Source organism: Streptomyces sp. NPDC017991 (assembly GCF_044328075.1).
Classification (GTDB): domain Bacteria; phylum Actinomycetota; class Actinomycetes; order Streptomycetales; family Streptomycetaceae; genus Streptomyces.
Map to the genome: position 1 here is coordinate 993,992 of NZ_JBIRGP010000001.1, position 13,080 is coordinate 1,007,071.

Here is a 13,080-nt window from a genome sequence, read left to right on the forward strand (position 1 = left end):
GTCCCGCGTCAGGAGTCCCGCAGATCGCGTGTCAGCAACCGGGCCAGCTGGTCGACGACCGGTGGGTCGAGCAGCGACAGATGGTGGCCCGGCAGCGGGACGACGGTCAGGTCGGTGCAGTGCGCGTCCCAGCCGAGCGTCGCGTCCTCGCGCTCGTAGCGGGGGTCCCGGACGGTGTACGGGGCGGGTTCGCTCGCTCGGTAGAGCAGGGTGCGGCCCGAGTACCCGCCGGGCAGGTGCCGTTCGCCGCTGCGCAGGTCCAGGTAGGAGGTCCGCTGGTGGTCGAGGACGGCTTCCGGCAGTTCGACGGTGTCCCGCAGCACCTTGATGACGAGGTCGATCCTTCCCGTGTCGTCGAGCCCGGCGAGTTCGTCGTACGGGAGGTCGAGCGCTGTGCCGTAGGTGCGTTCCACGTAGGCGGCGAAGTCGCGGAAGTGCCGCAGGGCCTGCTCGGCCGGAGGGAGACGGGTGGGCAGGGGCAGGATGGAGTCGAGCAGGACCAGGGCCGCGACCTGGCCGTACGGGGCGAGGAGGCCGGCCGCCTCCTGGGCGACGAGGCCGCCGTAGGACCAGCCGCCCAGTGTCCAGGGGCCGTTGGGGCGCACCTCTCTGATGCGTCGGGCGAACTCGGCCGCTCGGGCGGGCACGTCGTCGGGGTCCGGCTGTCGGTCGAAGCCGTGTACTGGGCGGTCGCCTTCGAGGCCGGCCGCCAGGCGGGCGTAGACCGCTGCGGAGCCGCCTGCGGCATGGGCCAGGAAGAGGGGGGTGTGAGGGCCGGTGGAGGGGAAGGTACGCAGGGCGTGCGGGTGCGGGTGCGGGTGCGTTGTGGCTGGTCGCGCAGTTCCCCGCGCCCCTGACGGGGCGGGTGGCAGCAGGTTGGCTATCGCTCTGAGCGTTGCCTGTTTCAGGAGGGTGGCCGGTTCCACGTCGGTGTCGAACTCCTGTTGGACGGCTGTCCGTATGCGTACGGCGGTGAGCGAGTCCAGGCCCAGGTCCGTCAGCGGGGTGTCGGGGTCCAGGCGGTCGGGGGCGTAGCCCATCACCCCTGCCACGCACAGGCGGAGCCGGTCGAGCGGGGTCTCGGCGGTGCCCGGCGCCGAGGTCGGCCGCGCGGCCCGGAACGAGGAGTCGGGCGGTGTCTCCTCGCCCGCCCAGAACCGGCGGTGCCGCCAGCGGGGCGGCGGAACGTCCACGATGCGGCCCCCGGGCGCCAGCCCCTCCCGCGGCCGGGCGACCCGTACGCCGTGGACGAGCAGTGTGGCCAGCGAGGTACGGAGACCCACGGCGTCGTCGGTGCCGCGGCGCAGCGTGGGCACGACGAGCGCGTCCTCGGCCCCGGCGTCGCGCAGCGTCTCGGTGAGCGGATGCGACTGCGTGGCGTGCGGGGCGACTTCGACGAAGACCCGGTGCCCGTCCTCGGCAGCCGCCCGCACCGCCTGGGCGAAGCGGACGGGGTTGCGCAGGTTGGCCGCCCAGTACTCCGTGTCGCAGGGGACGGCGGCGCGCGGATCGTCGAGCGCGGTGGAGTAGCGACGACAGCGCGGTGCCGAGGGCCGGATCTCGCCCAGTTCCCAGGCGAACTCCGGGAGCAGCGGCTCGACTTCGGGCGAGTGCCCGGCCGCGGACACGCCGAGCGAGCGGGCGAAGCCACCGGCGTCGGTCACCCGGGCGACCAGTCCCGAGACGTCCGCGGCCGACCCCGTGACCACGCTCTGGGCGGGTGAGGCGTGCACGGCCACCCGCAGGGACTTGAACTCGCGGGCGAGCGCCGGGATCCGGGTGGCCGGGAGGTCCACGACCGCCATGGCTCCGCCGTCCAGCCGGGCCAGCAGCCGGGAACGTACGGCGACGATGCGGGCGCCGGTCGCCGGGTCCAGTTCCCCGGACACGACGGCCGCCGCGATCTCGCCGAGCGAGTGGCCGATGACGGCGGCGGGTTCGAGACCGTACGACCGCCACAGTTCGGCGAGGGCGACCTGTATGCCGTACAGGACGGGCATGACGGTGGCGGGGGTCGACAGGTCGGCGTCGGGGCGGAGTCCGGCGCGCAGGGAGAGGTCGGCGTGCTCGCGCAGGAGGGGTTCGAGGCGGTCGACGGCCGCCGCGAACACGGGCTCCGTCGCGAGGAGTCGGCTCCCCATGCCGGGCCACTGGGACCCGTAGCCGGAGAAGACCCACACCACCGGTCCTGGCCCGCCCGGGGCTCCGTGGCCCGTGATCAGGTGGGGCGAGGGGGCGCCGTCGGCCAGGCGGGTGAGCGCGGTGACCGTCTCCGTGCGGTCGCGGGTGACGAGCGCCGCGCGGTGCCGGCCGCGGCCGGTGCGGCCCGCGAGCGTGCGGGTGAGGTCGGCGTCGCGTACGCGTCGGCCGCCGGGGGTGTCCAGCCAGGCGGCCAGCTCGCCCGCGTACGCGCGCACGCGGTCGGTGGTCGGGCCGTCGAGCAGGAGCAGCGCGGGGCGCTCGGCGGTCCCGGACGCGGGTGGCCCCGTACGGGTGGGGCGGTGTTCGGTGAGGACGGCGTGGGCGTTCGTGCCGCCGAAGCCGAAGGCCGAGACGCCCGCGGTGGCGGTGCCCGAGTAGCGGGGCCAGGGTTCGGGGGACGTGACGACGCGCAGCCCGAGCGCGTCGAGGTCGGCGTGCGGGCCGGGGCGGGTGAAGTGCAGTTGCCCGGGGACCTCGCCGTGGTGGAGGGCGAGCACGGTCTTGACCAGGCCCGCGATCCCGGCGGCGGCCTCCAGATGGCCGAGGTTGGTCTTGGCGGAACCGATCAGGAGGGGCTGTTCCGGGGTGCGGTCACGGCCGAGGACGGCACCGAGGGCGCTCGCCTCGATCGGGTCGCCGAGGGCGGTGCCCGTGCCATGGGCCTCCACATAGTCCACCGTCGCCGGATCGGTGTGCGCCTCGGCGAGGAGGGCGCGCTGGGCCTCGGCGTTGGGGGCCGTGAGCCCGTTGGAGCGGCCGTCGGAGTTGACGGCGGTCGCGCGGATCACCGCCAGGACGCGGTCGCCGTCGCGCTCGGCGTCCGTGAGCCGTTTCAGGACGACGACCCCGCAGCCCTCGCCGCGTACGATCCCGTCGGCGGCGGCGTCGAAGGCCTTGCAGCGGCCGTCCGGCGCGAGGGCGCCCGCGCGCTGGAAGCCGAGGGTGACGGCGGGGGTCAGGAGCAGGTTCGCTCCGGCGGCCAGTGCCGTGTCGCTCTCGCCCGACATCAGGCTGCGTACCGCGTGGTGCACCGCGACCAGCGACGACGAGCACGCCGTGTCCACGGCCAGACTGGGGCCGCGCAGGTCGAGCGCGTACGACAGACGGCCCGCGGCGACGCTCAGGGCGGCGCCGGTGGCCGTCCAGGCGTCCACGGCCCGGGGGCCGGCGGTCGTGAGGTGCGCGTACTCGTTGCCGCTGATGCCCACGAAGACACCGGTACGGGTGCCCGCGAGCGCGTCGGCGGCGAGGCAGGCGTGGTCGAGGGCCTCGCGGGTGACCTCCAGGAGCATGCGGTGCTGGGGGTCCATGGCGGTGGCCTCGTGCGCCGGGATCCCGAAGAACTCGGCGTCGAAACCGGCGACGGCGTCGAGCCCGCCGAGGAAGGCGCCGTGCCGGATCACGTCGTCCGGCAGGTCTTCCGGGTCCCGTACGAAAGGGTCCCAGCGGCCGGCCGGAAGGGTGCCGACCGCGTCCCGGCCCCGGGTGAGGAGCCGCCAGTACGCGTCGGCGGAGGTGACACCGCCGGGGAAGCGGCAGCCCACACCGACGACGGCGACGGCGACGGGTGATCCGGGAGCGGAGAGGGGGGTACGGGCTGGGGCGGGGGTCGCCTGCGGTTCGTCCTCGGCCAGCCGCTCCGCCAGCGCGTCGATCGTCGGCGCGTCCCACAGCAGCGTGTCGGGGAGCCGCCGTCCCACCAGTTCGCCCAGCGCGGCCGTCAGGGCCAGCGCGTCGCGCGAGGTCAGGCCGGCCTCGGCCAGCGGGCGGTCGTCGCTCAACTCGGCCGGCGGCAGGCCGTACCAGCCGTGCAGCCGTTCGGTGACCAGTGCGCGGACCGCCGTGCGCGACGCGCTCATCGTGGCCCGAACCCGTCGTCGAGGAAGCGCTTCCGGGTGGCCGCGCGGGACACCTTGCCGCTGCTCGTGCGCGGGACGGAGCCCGGGGGGACGAGCAGCAGTGAGCCCAGGCGCAGCCCGTGCCGGGCCGAGACGGCGGCGCGTACCGCGCGTTCGGCGACACGGAGGTCGTCCGCCGTCGGGTCGGCGTCCCGCCGGTGCTCCGCGACCACGACGAGTTCCTCGCCCACGGCGTCGGGCCGGGTCACTCCGAAGGCCGCGAGATGGTCCCGGCGGACCAGGGGGACGACCGACTGCACGGTCTCCTCGATGTCCTGGGGGTAGTGGTTGCGCCCGTCCACGACGAGTACGTCCTTGAGGCGGCCGGTGACGAGCAACCGCCCCTCGTGCAGGGCGCCGAGGTCGCCCGTCCGCAGCCAGTCCTCCCCCGCGCCGAAGCCGAAGGTCTCGGCCGTCTGTCCGGCGTGCTTCCAGTAGCCGAGGCCGATATTGGGCCCGCGCACCTGGATCTCCCCGACATGTCCGGCCTGCAGTACGCCGCCGTCGGCTCCGACGATCCGCAGTTCCTGTCCGACCGGGGTGCCGCACGAGACGAGCACGGCCGACTCCGTGTGCCCGTCGTCCGCCGTCGACACCTCGATCCGCCCCGCCGCGAGGGCGTCGGCCCGGCAGGCGACGGCCGAGAGCGGTTCGCCCAAGGGGCTCGCGGTCACGAAGACGGTGGCCTCCGCCAGACCGTACGCCGGGCAGTGTGCCGTGGGGGCGAGCCCCGCGGGCGCGAAGGCCTTGCGGAAGCGCTCCACCGTGCCGGCCCGTACCGGCTCGCTGCCGTTGATGAGCACCCGTACGCGGTCCAGGCGGAGTTCCTCGACGTCCTCGGGGGCCGTGCGGGCCACGCAGTAGTCGTACGCGAAGTTCGGGGCCGCGCTGATCGTGCCCTCGTACGAGCCGAGGAGGCGCAGCCAGCGCGCGGGGTCGCGGAGGAAGTCGCCGGGGTCCATGAGGACGGACGGGAAACCGCCCACCACGGGTGCGGCGATGCTGAGGACGAGTCCCATGTCGTGGAAGAGCGGCAGCCAGCCGACCGTCGTGCTCGTGCGCGGGTCGGCGACGAACGCTTCGAGCGCCTGGTGGGCGTTGGCGACGACGTTGGCGTGGCTGATCATCACGCCGGCCGGACTGCGGGTGGAGCCGGAGGTGTACTGGAGGTACGCGATGTCGTCCGGCCCGGGTCCCGGCCGTGGCCCGGACTCCGGGCTCGACCCCGGCCTCGCTCCCGGCCTCGTCACCGACCGGCCACCGTCGCCGTCCGGGCCGAACCCGTCGCGCGCGGCGGGGAGTCGGTCGACGGGAAGCACCGGGACGTCCGGGAGCCGGCGTTCCCGTACGAGGTCGCGGATCGCGGGGGCAGCCGTGGAGTCGGTGAGCAGACAGGCCGGTTCGCAGTCGGCGAGCACGGCCGCCAGTCTGTCTCCGTGGCCCGGGAGTTCGGGTCCGAAGAGGGGTACGGCGATGACGCCGGCGTACAGGCAGCCGAGGAACCCGGCCACGTAGTCCAGGCCCTGGGGCAGGACGAGGGCGGCCCGTTCGCCGGGGGACGCGACGGTGGCGAGGCGGGCCGCCACCGCTCGGGCGCGGGCGTCGAGGGCCCGCCAGCCGAGCGTGCGGTGCAGACCGCCGAAGGAGCGGTCGGGGAAGGCGACATGGCTGAAGGCCCGTTGCTGCGGACGGTGTTCGGCCCAGTGCCTCAGATGGTCCGTGAGGGAGGCTTCGGCGGCGGGCCCGGCGGAGTTCATGGCGGCTCCGGAGGTCATGGCGGCTCCAACTGGGTCGGCGGCGGAGCTGATCGGGACGGCGGGCGGTGCCCGGTGGGGCGGGCACCGGCCTTGAGCGGACACCGGTCCGGCGTAGGCACCGGCGTGGAACGGTGACCCAGGTTCCGCCTGTGGGCCGCCGGTGGGTTAGAGGACGTGCTGACAGTTCGACTCGCGCGTTCTGTCAGTTCCCTGACAAAAGCGCGGGCCCGGTTCCACGCCGTGGCCCAGAGCCCGGACGCCCCCGCCCCCTCGACAATCCGTGCGGACGATCCGTGCGAAGACGGAAGGAGCGGCCTGTGGGACGTGCACGGCTGTTCGCGCTGTTCTCCCTGCTCACCCTGACCGGCTTCATCACGACGCTCGACAACACGGTCATCAACGTCGCCCTGCCGACCGTGCAGCGCGAACTGGGCCTGACCGTCCCGGACCTGGAGTGGGTGGCCGCCGGCTACGTGCTCAGTTTCGGCGCACTGCTGCTCCCCGGCGGCCGGCTGACCGATCTGTGGGGACGCAGGCCGGTGCTGGCCACCGGGATCGTCGTCTTCACGGTGTCCTCGGCGGCGTGCGCCCTCGCGGACAGCGGAGGTGCGCTGATAGCGGCCCGTACCGTGCAGGGGGTCGGGGCCGCGCTGGTCATTCCGGCCTCGCTCGCCGTCATCACGGTGGACCTGCCCGCGCGACTGCGTTCGACGGCCGTGGGCCTGTGGACGGCGGCCCTGGCCGTGGCGCTGGCGCTGGGGCCCGTGGTGGGCGGCTTCGTCACCGAACGGTGGGGCTGGGGCTGGGTGTTCGCTCTGAACGTCCCCTTCGGTGTGCTCTCCCTGCTGCTGATGCCGGCCGTGCCCGCCCGGTCCGCGCCCCGCCGCCGGGGTCTGGACGTGCCCGGCGTACTGCTGTCCGTACTCGCGCTCTATCTGCTCACGTACGGACTCGTGCGCGGCCAGGAACACGGCTTCACCGCCGCGCCCGTGCCGCAGTGCCTGGGTGTCTCGGCCGTCGCCGCCTGCGCGTTCGTCGTCGTGGAGGCCAGGACCGCGCGGCCGCTCGTCGAACCGCGGCTGCTGCGCGACCGGTTCCTCACCGGCGGGATCCTCGCGCAGGTGCTGTGGGGCATCGGCGTCAACGGGGTGTTCTTCTTCACCGCCCTCTATCTCCAGCGGGTGCTCGGCTTCTCCCCCACCGAAGCGGGGCTGACCTTTCTGCCGCTGGCGGGCGCCCTGCTGCTCGGGACGCCGGTGGCCGAGCGGGCGGCCCGCGCACTGGGCGCCCATGTCTCGATCGCGGGAGGACTCGGCCTGGTGGCGGTCGGTCTGCTGTACGTCTCGGGCGCGGGCGCGGGGGCCGGCTTCTGGGATCTGCAGCCGGGGCTGCTGATGATCGGCTGGGGTTCCGCCCTCACCACTCCCCTGACGGTGCGTTCCCTGCTCCGGGTCCCGGAGGACGGGATGGGCATGGCGACGGGCCTGGTGAGCGCGGCGCGCGAGGTCTCCGGGGTGTTCGGGGTGGTCCTGGTGGGTGTGGTCCTCACCCGGCGCGAGCGGGCCGAACTGCGGTCCGGGGCCGACCCGCGCGACGCCTTCCTGGAGGGGTACGACCTGGGACTGCGGATCGCGGCGTGCTGCGTCCTGGCGGGCGCGCTGGTCACGTTGCTGACGCTGCGCCGCCGTGGCCGCCATCGCCGTCCACGGCGGGTCGTGGCGCGCTCCAGGACTCCCCTGGTCATGAAGTGACGAGCGGGAGGTCGTGCGCCGCTGCCGTGTGGTGGCGAACCTGAAGTTGTCGTGAAGTGACAAGTGTCGGATGCGTCTCTGTCAGCCGACGATGAGGCTGGGCAGAATCCGTGCGGGTAACGTCGGTGTGCCCCACTTTCCGTGTGCGGAAGGAGCCTCCGCGTGAACGGATTCCGCATACCGGCGAGCGAGGCCGGGATGACGGCCGTGACCGCCGCCGGCGTCGCCGAAGCGGTCGACGGCCCGTTCAAGTCGTTCCCCTCGGGTCTGCACGACCAGCTCAGACCGTTCTTCACCGACATCACCGAAGAGGTCGTACGGGCGATCAGGACCGAGATCCCGGAGTACGCGCGGCCGACGGACGACACGTACATGCAGGTCGTGCACCAGGGCGTGGAGCACGCCCTGCAGGGGTTCCTGCAGCGGATGGCCGAGCCCGACAACGACGGGCAGCCGGTGCGGGCGACCTACCTGCGCATCGGCCGGGGCGAGGCGGACGAGGGGCGCAGTCTCGACGCGTTCCAGTCGGCCCTGCGTCTCGGCGCGCGGGTGGCCTGGCGACGGATCAACGCGCTGGTAGACGCCGATCTGCTGCCTCGTCATGTGCTGGCCGCGTTCGGGGAGGCGCTGTTCCTGCACCTCGACGAGATGGCGGCCGCGACGACGACCGGGTACACCGAGGCGCGGCTGCACGCGGCCGGGGAACTGGGGCAGCGGCGTACGCGGCTGATCGATCTGCTGATCGTGGATCCGCCCGCGTCGGTCGCGGCCATCACGGAGCTGGCGCACACCGCGCAGTGGCCGGTGCCCCGTTCGCTGGCCGTGGTCGTCATCGACCGGGGTTCGCGGGCCGCGGGGCCGCCGCCCATCGTGCCGCCGGAGTTCCTGGCCCGGTTCGACGTGCAGCCCGCCGTGCTGGTGGTGCCCGACCCCGAGGGCCCCGGTCGGGCCCGGGCCGTCGGGGGGGCGCTGCAGGGGTTACGGGCCGCGATGGGCCCCAACGTCGCGCTCCAGGAAGGGGCCAGGTCGCTGCGGTGGGCCACCGAGGCGCTGGATCTCGCCCGGCGGGGTGTGCTGCCCGACACGCAGATGGTGCGCTGCCGGGACCATCTGGCCACGTTGCTGCTTTTCCGCGACGAGGCCCTGGTGGACGCGATGGCCGACCGGCATCTGCGTCCTCTGGACAGCGTGCGGCTGCCGCAGCGGGAGCGCCTCGCGGAGACGCTTCTGAGCTGGCTCCAGTGCGGCCACAACGCGAGCGAGGTCGCCGCGCGGCTCGCCGTCCACCCGCAGACGGTCCGCTACCGCATGCGCCAGCTGGACGAACTGTTCGGGGACCGGCTCCACGACCCGACGGCCCAGTTCGAGATGCAACTGGCGCTGCGCGCGCTGAACCTGCGACGGGCCGCCCGGTCGCGGTGACGCGCGCCGAGGATTTCCTGGACAGATGTCCATGTATATTGGACAGCTGTCCAGGAAATCGAAGCGCCACCGAAGGAGCCCACCCCCATGCAGACACTCGCGAACGTACTGGTCGGCCTGGTCGCCGCCCTGCACGGGTACATCCTGGTTCTGGAGATGTTCCTGTGGGAGCGCAAGCCGGGGCGCGGGCTGCACGGGTTCGATGCGGAGATGGCGCGGGCCACCGCCCCGCTCGCCGCCAACCAGGGGCTCTACAACGGATTTCTCGCGGCCGGGCTCGTCTGGGGTCTGGTCGCCGACGACCCGACGGGATTCCACGCCCAGGTCTTCTTCCTGGTGTGCGTGGTCGTCGCGGGCGTGTACGGCACGGTGACCGCCAACAAGCGCATCCTGTTCGCGCAGGCCCTGCCCGGCGCACTCGCCCTCGCCGCCGTCCTCGTCGCCCGGTGACCTCCGACCCCCGGGCCGAACGCACACGGGCCAAGCTGCGCCGGGCCCTCCTCGACGAGTGCGCCCGGCGGCCGCTCACGGAGGTGAACGTCGCCTCGCTGGTGCGCGCGGCCGGGGTCGGCCGGGCCACGTTCTATCTGCACTACGCCGACCTGGAGGCGCTGGCCGTCGACGCCTGCGCCGATGTCGTACGCGACGCCGTGGACGCCCTGCACGCGTGGCGGGGCAGGCCCGACCCCAGGTCGGCACCGGAGGCCCTGCTCGGGTTCTTCGCGGACCTCCCCCCGCACGCCCCGCTGTACCGCGCCCTGTTGACCCCGGGCGGCGGCGGTCCGCTGGGCCGCGTCCTCCACCAGGACCTGCGCGCCCGCAGCCTCGCCGAACGCGAACTCGCCGGTGCCCCCGAGGCCGCCCTCGTCGCCTCCGCCGTCGCCGCGACCTTCGCGGGCGTCCTCGGCGACTGGCTGCACGGGCTCGTGGAGGGCGCCCCGGCGGAGATCGCGCACAAGGTGTGGCGCCTGCTGGTGGCGTTGCACGCGGTTCCGTGGGACGGGGCTCGCGGCGGGTGAGATCCGTCTGCGGGCCCCCCGGACCCCCGTCGCGCGGTTCCCCGCGCCCCTTCAGGCGGGGCTGCGCCCCATCAGGGGCGCGGGGAACTGCGCAACGGGGGTCCGGGGGCGAAGCCCCCGAGTCTGCGACGGGAAGCCAGGCCGGTCAGCGCGGGCGTCAAGGCCGGCGGCCCGCCTGGAACGTCCGGCGGTACGCCTGCGGCGACACCCCGATCGCCGCATGCAGATGCTGCCGCAGCGACGCACCCGTGGCGAACCCGACCTCACCGGCGATCTGATCCACCGCCAGATCGCTGGATTCGAGCAACTGCCGCGCCCGTACGACACGTTGCTGGATCAGCCAGCGCCCAGGACTCATCCCGACCTCGTCGTTGAAACGGCGGGCGAACGTGCGCAGACTCATCCGTGCGTGGTCGGCCAGCTCGGTCAGGGTCAGCGGCTCGCCCAGCCGTTCCAGCGCCCAGTGCCGCGTGGCCGCGGTGCTCGTCGCCGTGGCCTCGGGCACGGGCTGCTCAATGTACTGCGCCTGGCCGCCGTCACGCCAGGGCGGCACCACGCAGGAACGCGCGACCCGGTTGGCCAGTTCGCTGCCGTGGTCCTTGCGCACCAGGTGCAGGCAGACGTCCACTCCGGACGCGGCCCCCGCCGAGGTGAGGAGGGAGCCCTCGTCGACGAACAGCACATCGGCGTCGAGGTCCACGTCCGGGAACATCTGCCGGAACAGCCCGGCCAGCTGCCAGTGCGTGGTCGCCCGGCGGCCGACCAGCATGCCGGCCGCCGCCAGCACGAAGGCGCCGGTACAGATGGAGACGATCCGGGTGTCGGGGCCGATGGCCTTGAGCGCGTCGGCCACCGCCTCGGGAAGGTCGGTGCCGAGGTCCGTCAGCGCGAAGGGCGGGATCACCACGGTGTCGGCCGTACGCAGCACTTCGGGCCCGTGCTCGACACTGATCGCGAAGTCCGAGTTGCTGCGGACCGGCCGCCCGTCCACGGTGCAGGTCAGCACCTCGTAGCGGCCCTCGGCGGAGCCGAACACCCGGCTCGGGATACCTAGTTCGAAGGGGTAGACCCCGTCGAGGGCGAGTACGACAACTCGCTCCACCCGCCCCTCGTACCCCTGGCGGCCGGGGCGGCCGGGGTCCCCCGGCCGCTCCGAGAGGGCGGGGCGCGCCCCGCAGTACGCCTGCGCCTGTATCCGCGTCACCGTCCGCTGCATGGCACGATCCTATCGAACAATGGCAATCATGCCATTTCCTCGGTCTCCGAAGCCGGGCAGGCTGGGACGCATGAGCACTGCGAACACGATGCGCGCGATCAGTCAGGACGTCCTCGGCGGTCCCGAGGTCCTCAAGGAGGTGGAACTGGAGATCCCCCGGCCGGGCCCGAGCGAAGTGCTGGTCAGGGTGCACGCGGCGGGCCTGAACCCGACCGACTGGAAGCACCGGGCGAACGGCAACTTCCTCGGTGAGCCACCGTTCGTCCTCGGCTGGGACGTCTCCGGGGTCGTCGAGGCCGTCGGCCTCGGCGTCACCCTCCACAAGCGGGGCGACGAGGTATTCGGCATGCTGCCCTACCCGTACGGCGTAGGGGCGCACGCCGAATACGTCACCGCGCCCGCGCGGGCGTTCGCCCGCAAGCCGGCCGAGGTCGACCACACACAGGCGGGAGCCGTGCCGCTCGCCGCGCTGACCGCCTGGCAGGCGCTGGTCGACACGGCGGACGTCCGGCCGGGGCAGCGGGTGCTGATCCACGCCGCGGCCGGCGGGGTGGGGCATCTCGCCGTCCAGATCGCCAAGGAACGGGGAGCGTATGTGATCGGTACGGCCAGCTCGGGGAAGCACGAGTTCCTGCGCGGGCTGGGCGCCGACGAGCTCGTCGACTACCGGGAGACCGATTTCGCCGAGGCCGTGCGTGACGTCGACGTCGTCCTGGACACGGTCGGGGGCGACTACCGCTCGCGTTCGCTGCGGACGCTGCGACCGGGCGGACTGCTGGTGTCGATCCTGCCGTCCGGGTCCCCGGAGCTCGCCGAGGAGGCGGCGGGGCTCGGAGTACGGGCGGTGGAGATGCTCGTGGAGGCCGACCAGGCCGGGATGAGCGCCATCGCCGGGCTCGTCGCCGCGGGGACGCTGCGCGCCACGGTCGCGGAGGTGTTCCCCTTGGCCGAGGCTGCGAAGGCCCACGCGCTGGGCGATACCGGGCGGACGGTGGGGAAACTCGTCCTGCAGGTGCGGTAGTTCCGGCGGTATTTCTTGTGGAGGGCTCCGCGACATCACCGGTGATGTCGCGGGGCCCTCCTGGTGCCGCGGCGCTTCGGCGGTGGTGCGACCTGCGGGCCGGTGGGGGCCTGCCCCCGCAGTTCTCCGCACCCCAGGGCGCTGTCCGCGCACCCGGGGGCGCAGCGCGGGGCGCATGAGAGGCGCGGCACGTCTCCTAAATGACAGACATATGTCAATCGAACATGCTGAAATTCCTTCTAACGAGGGTAACTTGCAGGGTGAGGGACGGTGGAGCGGTCTCAAGCTGCGCCACGTCGGCTCTATGCTCACGGAACGACGTCGCCCTGGTCCCCGGTGACCCTGTTGGAGGTGATGTCGTCGTGCGCAACAACCCGGGGCCGCACTCCCCGCACCTGCGCGTACACCAAGAGCGTGGACACACCGTGCTGGAATTCCACGGCGAGATCGACATCCTCGCCGCGCTGGACATCATTCCGGTGCTGGACGCGGCGACAGGCCGCCCGGACGCCCAGGTCGTCCTCGACCTGCGGCACATCGAGTTCTTCGACTGCTCTGGCCTGCGCCTGCTGTACCGGGCCCGCCGCCGGGTCCTCGCCCGGGGCGGACAGGTGCACCTGGTCTGCACGCATCCGCTGACCCTGCGCATCCTGCGCGTGACCGAGCTGGCGGAGGTCATGCCGCCCCTGTCGAGCATGGACGAGGCCCTCGGGCGCCCCGAGGCCGCCTCGGAGTACTCATAGGGCCCCGGTCGTCCCAGGATCTCGGTCACCTGGCCGTCCTTACTCGGTACC

At 73.4% G+C, this 13,080-nt stretch carries 9 protein-coding genes; 6 read left to right on the plus strand and 3 right to left on the minus strand.

Annotated features, from left to right (window positions below; translation table 11 throughout):
* Positions 1–8: 8 nt before the first annotated feature.
* The gene (locus ACH4DZ_RS04280; RefSeq protein ID WP_398285365.1) at positions 9–4,061 is read right to left on the minus strand and encodes a beta-ketoacyl synthase N-terminal-like domain-containing protein; all 4,053 of its coding nucleotides are present in this window, start codon (positions 4,059–4,061) and stop codon (positions 9–11) included.
* Positions 4,058–5,875, minus strand: coding sequence for a fatty acyl-AMP ligase (locus ACH4DZ_RS04285; RefSeq protein ID WP_398285366.1), 1,818 nt, complete (start codon positions 5,873–5,875; stop codon positions 4,058–4,060). The genes ACH4DZ_RS04280 and ACH4DZ_RS04285 overlap by 4 nt, the downstream gene beginning before the upstream one ends.
* 299 nt (positions 5,876–6,174) lie before the next feature.
* On the opposite strand from ACH4DZ_RS04285, the gene ACH4DZ_RS04290 reads away from it, so the two are divergent.
* From ACH4DZ_RS04290 to ACH4DZ_RS04305, 4 genes are all read left to right on the plus strand, one after another.
* Entirely contained in the window at positions 6,175–7,608 is a 1,434-nt protein-coding gene (locus ACH4DZ_RS04290) for an MFS transporter (RefSeq protein WP_398285367.1), read from the plus strand.
* A gap of 162 nt (positions 7,609–7,770) precedes the next feature.
* On the plus strand, positions 7,771–9,030 hold the full coding sequence (locus ACH4DZ_RS04295; protein ID WP_398285368.1) for a PucR family transcriptional regulator: 1,260 nt from the start codon (positions 7,771–7,773) through the stop codon (positions 9,028–9,030).
* A gap of 87 nt (positions 9,031–9,117) precedes the next feature.
* Complete coding sequence (locus ACH4DZ_RS04300) at positions 9,118–9,480, plus strand: DUF1304 domain-containing protein (RefSeq protein ID WP_398285369.1); 363 nt, start codon at positions 9,118–9,120, stop codon at positions 9,478–9,480.
* A complete protein-coding gene (locus ACH4DZ_RS04305; protein WP_398285370.1) occupies positions 9,477–10,049 on the plus strand; it encodes a TetR/AcrR family transcriptional regulator in 573 nt (190 codons plus the stop codon). Before ACH4DZ_RS04300 ends, ACH4DZ_RS04305 begins: the two co-directional genes overlap by 4 nt.
* Positions 10,050–10,206: 157 nt before the next feature.
* Here ACH4DZ_RS04305 and ACH4DZ_RS04310 read toward each other — a convergent pair whose 3' ends face one another.
* Positions 10,207–11,265, minus strand: coding sequence for a GlxA family transcriptional regulator (locus ACH4DZ_RS04310; RefSeq protein ID WP_398285371.1), 1,059 nt, complete (start codon positions 11,263–11,265; stop codon positions 10,207–10,209).
* A gap of 70 nt (positions 11,266–11,335) precedes the next feature.
* On the opposite strand from ACH4DZ_RS04310, the gene ACH4DZ_RS04315 reads away from it, so the two are divergent.
* Both ACH4DZ_RS04315 and ACH4DZ_RS04320 read left to right on the plus strand, forming a co-directional pair.
* Positions 11,336–12,286 (plus strand): NADP-dependent oxidoreductase, encoded by a 951-nt coding sequence (locus tag ACH4DZ_RS04315; protein WP_398285372.1) that lies wholly within the window; start codon positions 11,336–11,338, stop codon positions 12,284–12,286.
* A gap of 362 nt (positions 12,287–12,648) precedes the next feature.
* Entirely contained in the window at positions 12,649–13,029 is a 381-nt protein-coding gene (locus ACH4DZ_RS04320; RefSeq protein WP_398285373.1) for an anti-sigma factor antagonist, read from the plus strand.
* The last annotated feature ends 51 nt before the right edge of the window (positions 13,030–13,080 follow it).

Coding starts and splice junctions, on each gene's coding strand:
- ACH4DZ_RS04280 (WP_398285365.1), bottom strand. CDS start 4,061: ATGAGCGCGTCGCGCACGGCGGTCCGCGCACTGGTCACCGAACGGCTG.
- ACH4DZ_RS04315 (WP_398285372.1), top strand. CDS start 11,336: ATGAGCACTGCGAACACGATGCGCGCGATCAGTCAGGACGTCCTCGGC.
- ACH4DZ_RS04300 (WP_398285369.1), top strand. CDS start 9,118: ATGCAGACACTCGCGAACGTACTGGTCGGCCTGGTCGCCGCCCTGCAC.
- ACH4DZ_RS04310 (WP_398285371.1), bottom strand. CDS start 11,265: ATGCAGCGGACGGTGACGCGGATACAGGCGCAGGCGTACTGCGGGGCG.
- ACH4DZ_RS04285 (WP_398285366.1), bottom strand. CDS start 5,875: ATGACCTCCGGAGCCGCCATGAACTCCGCCGGGCCCGCCGCCGAAGCC.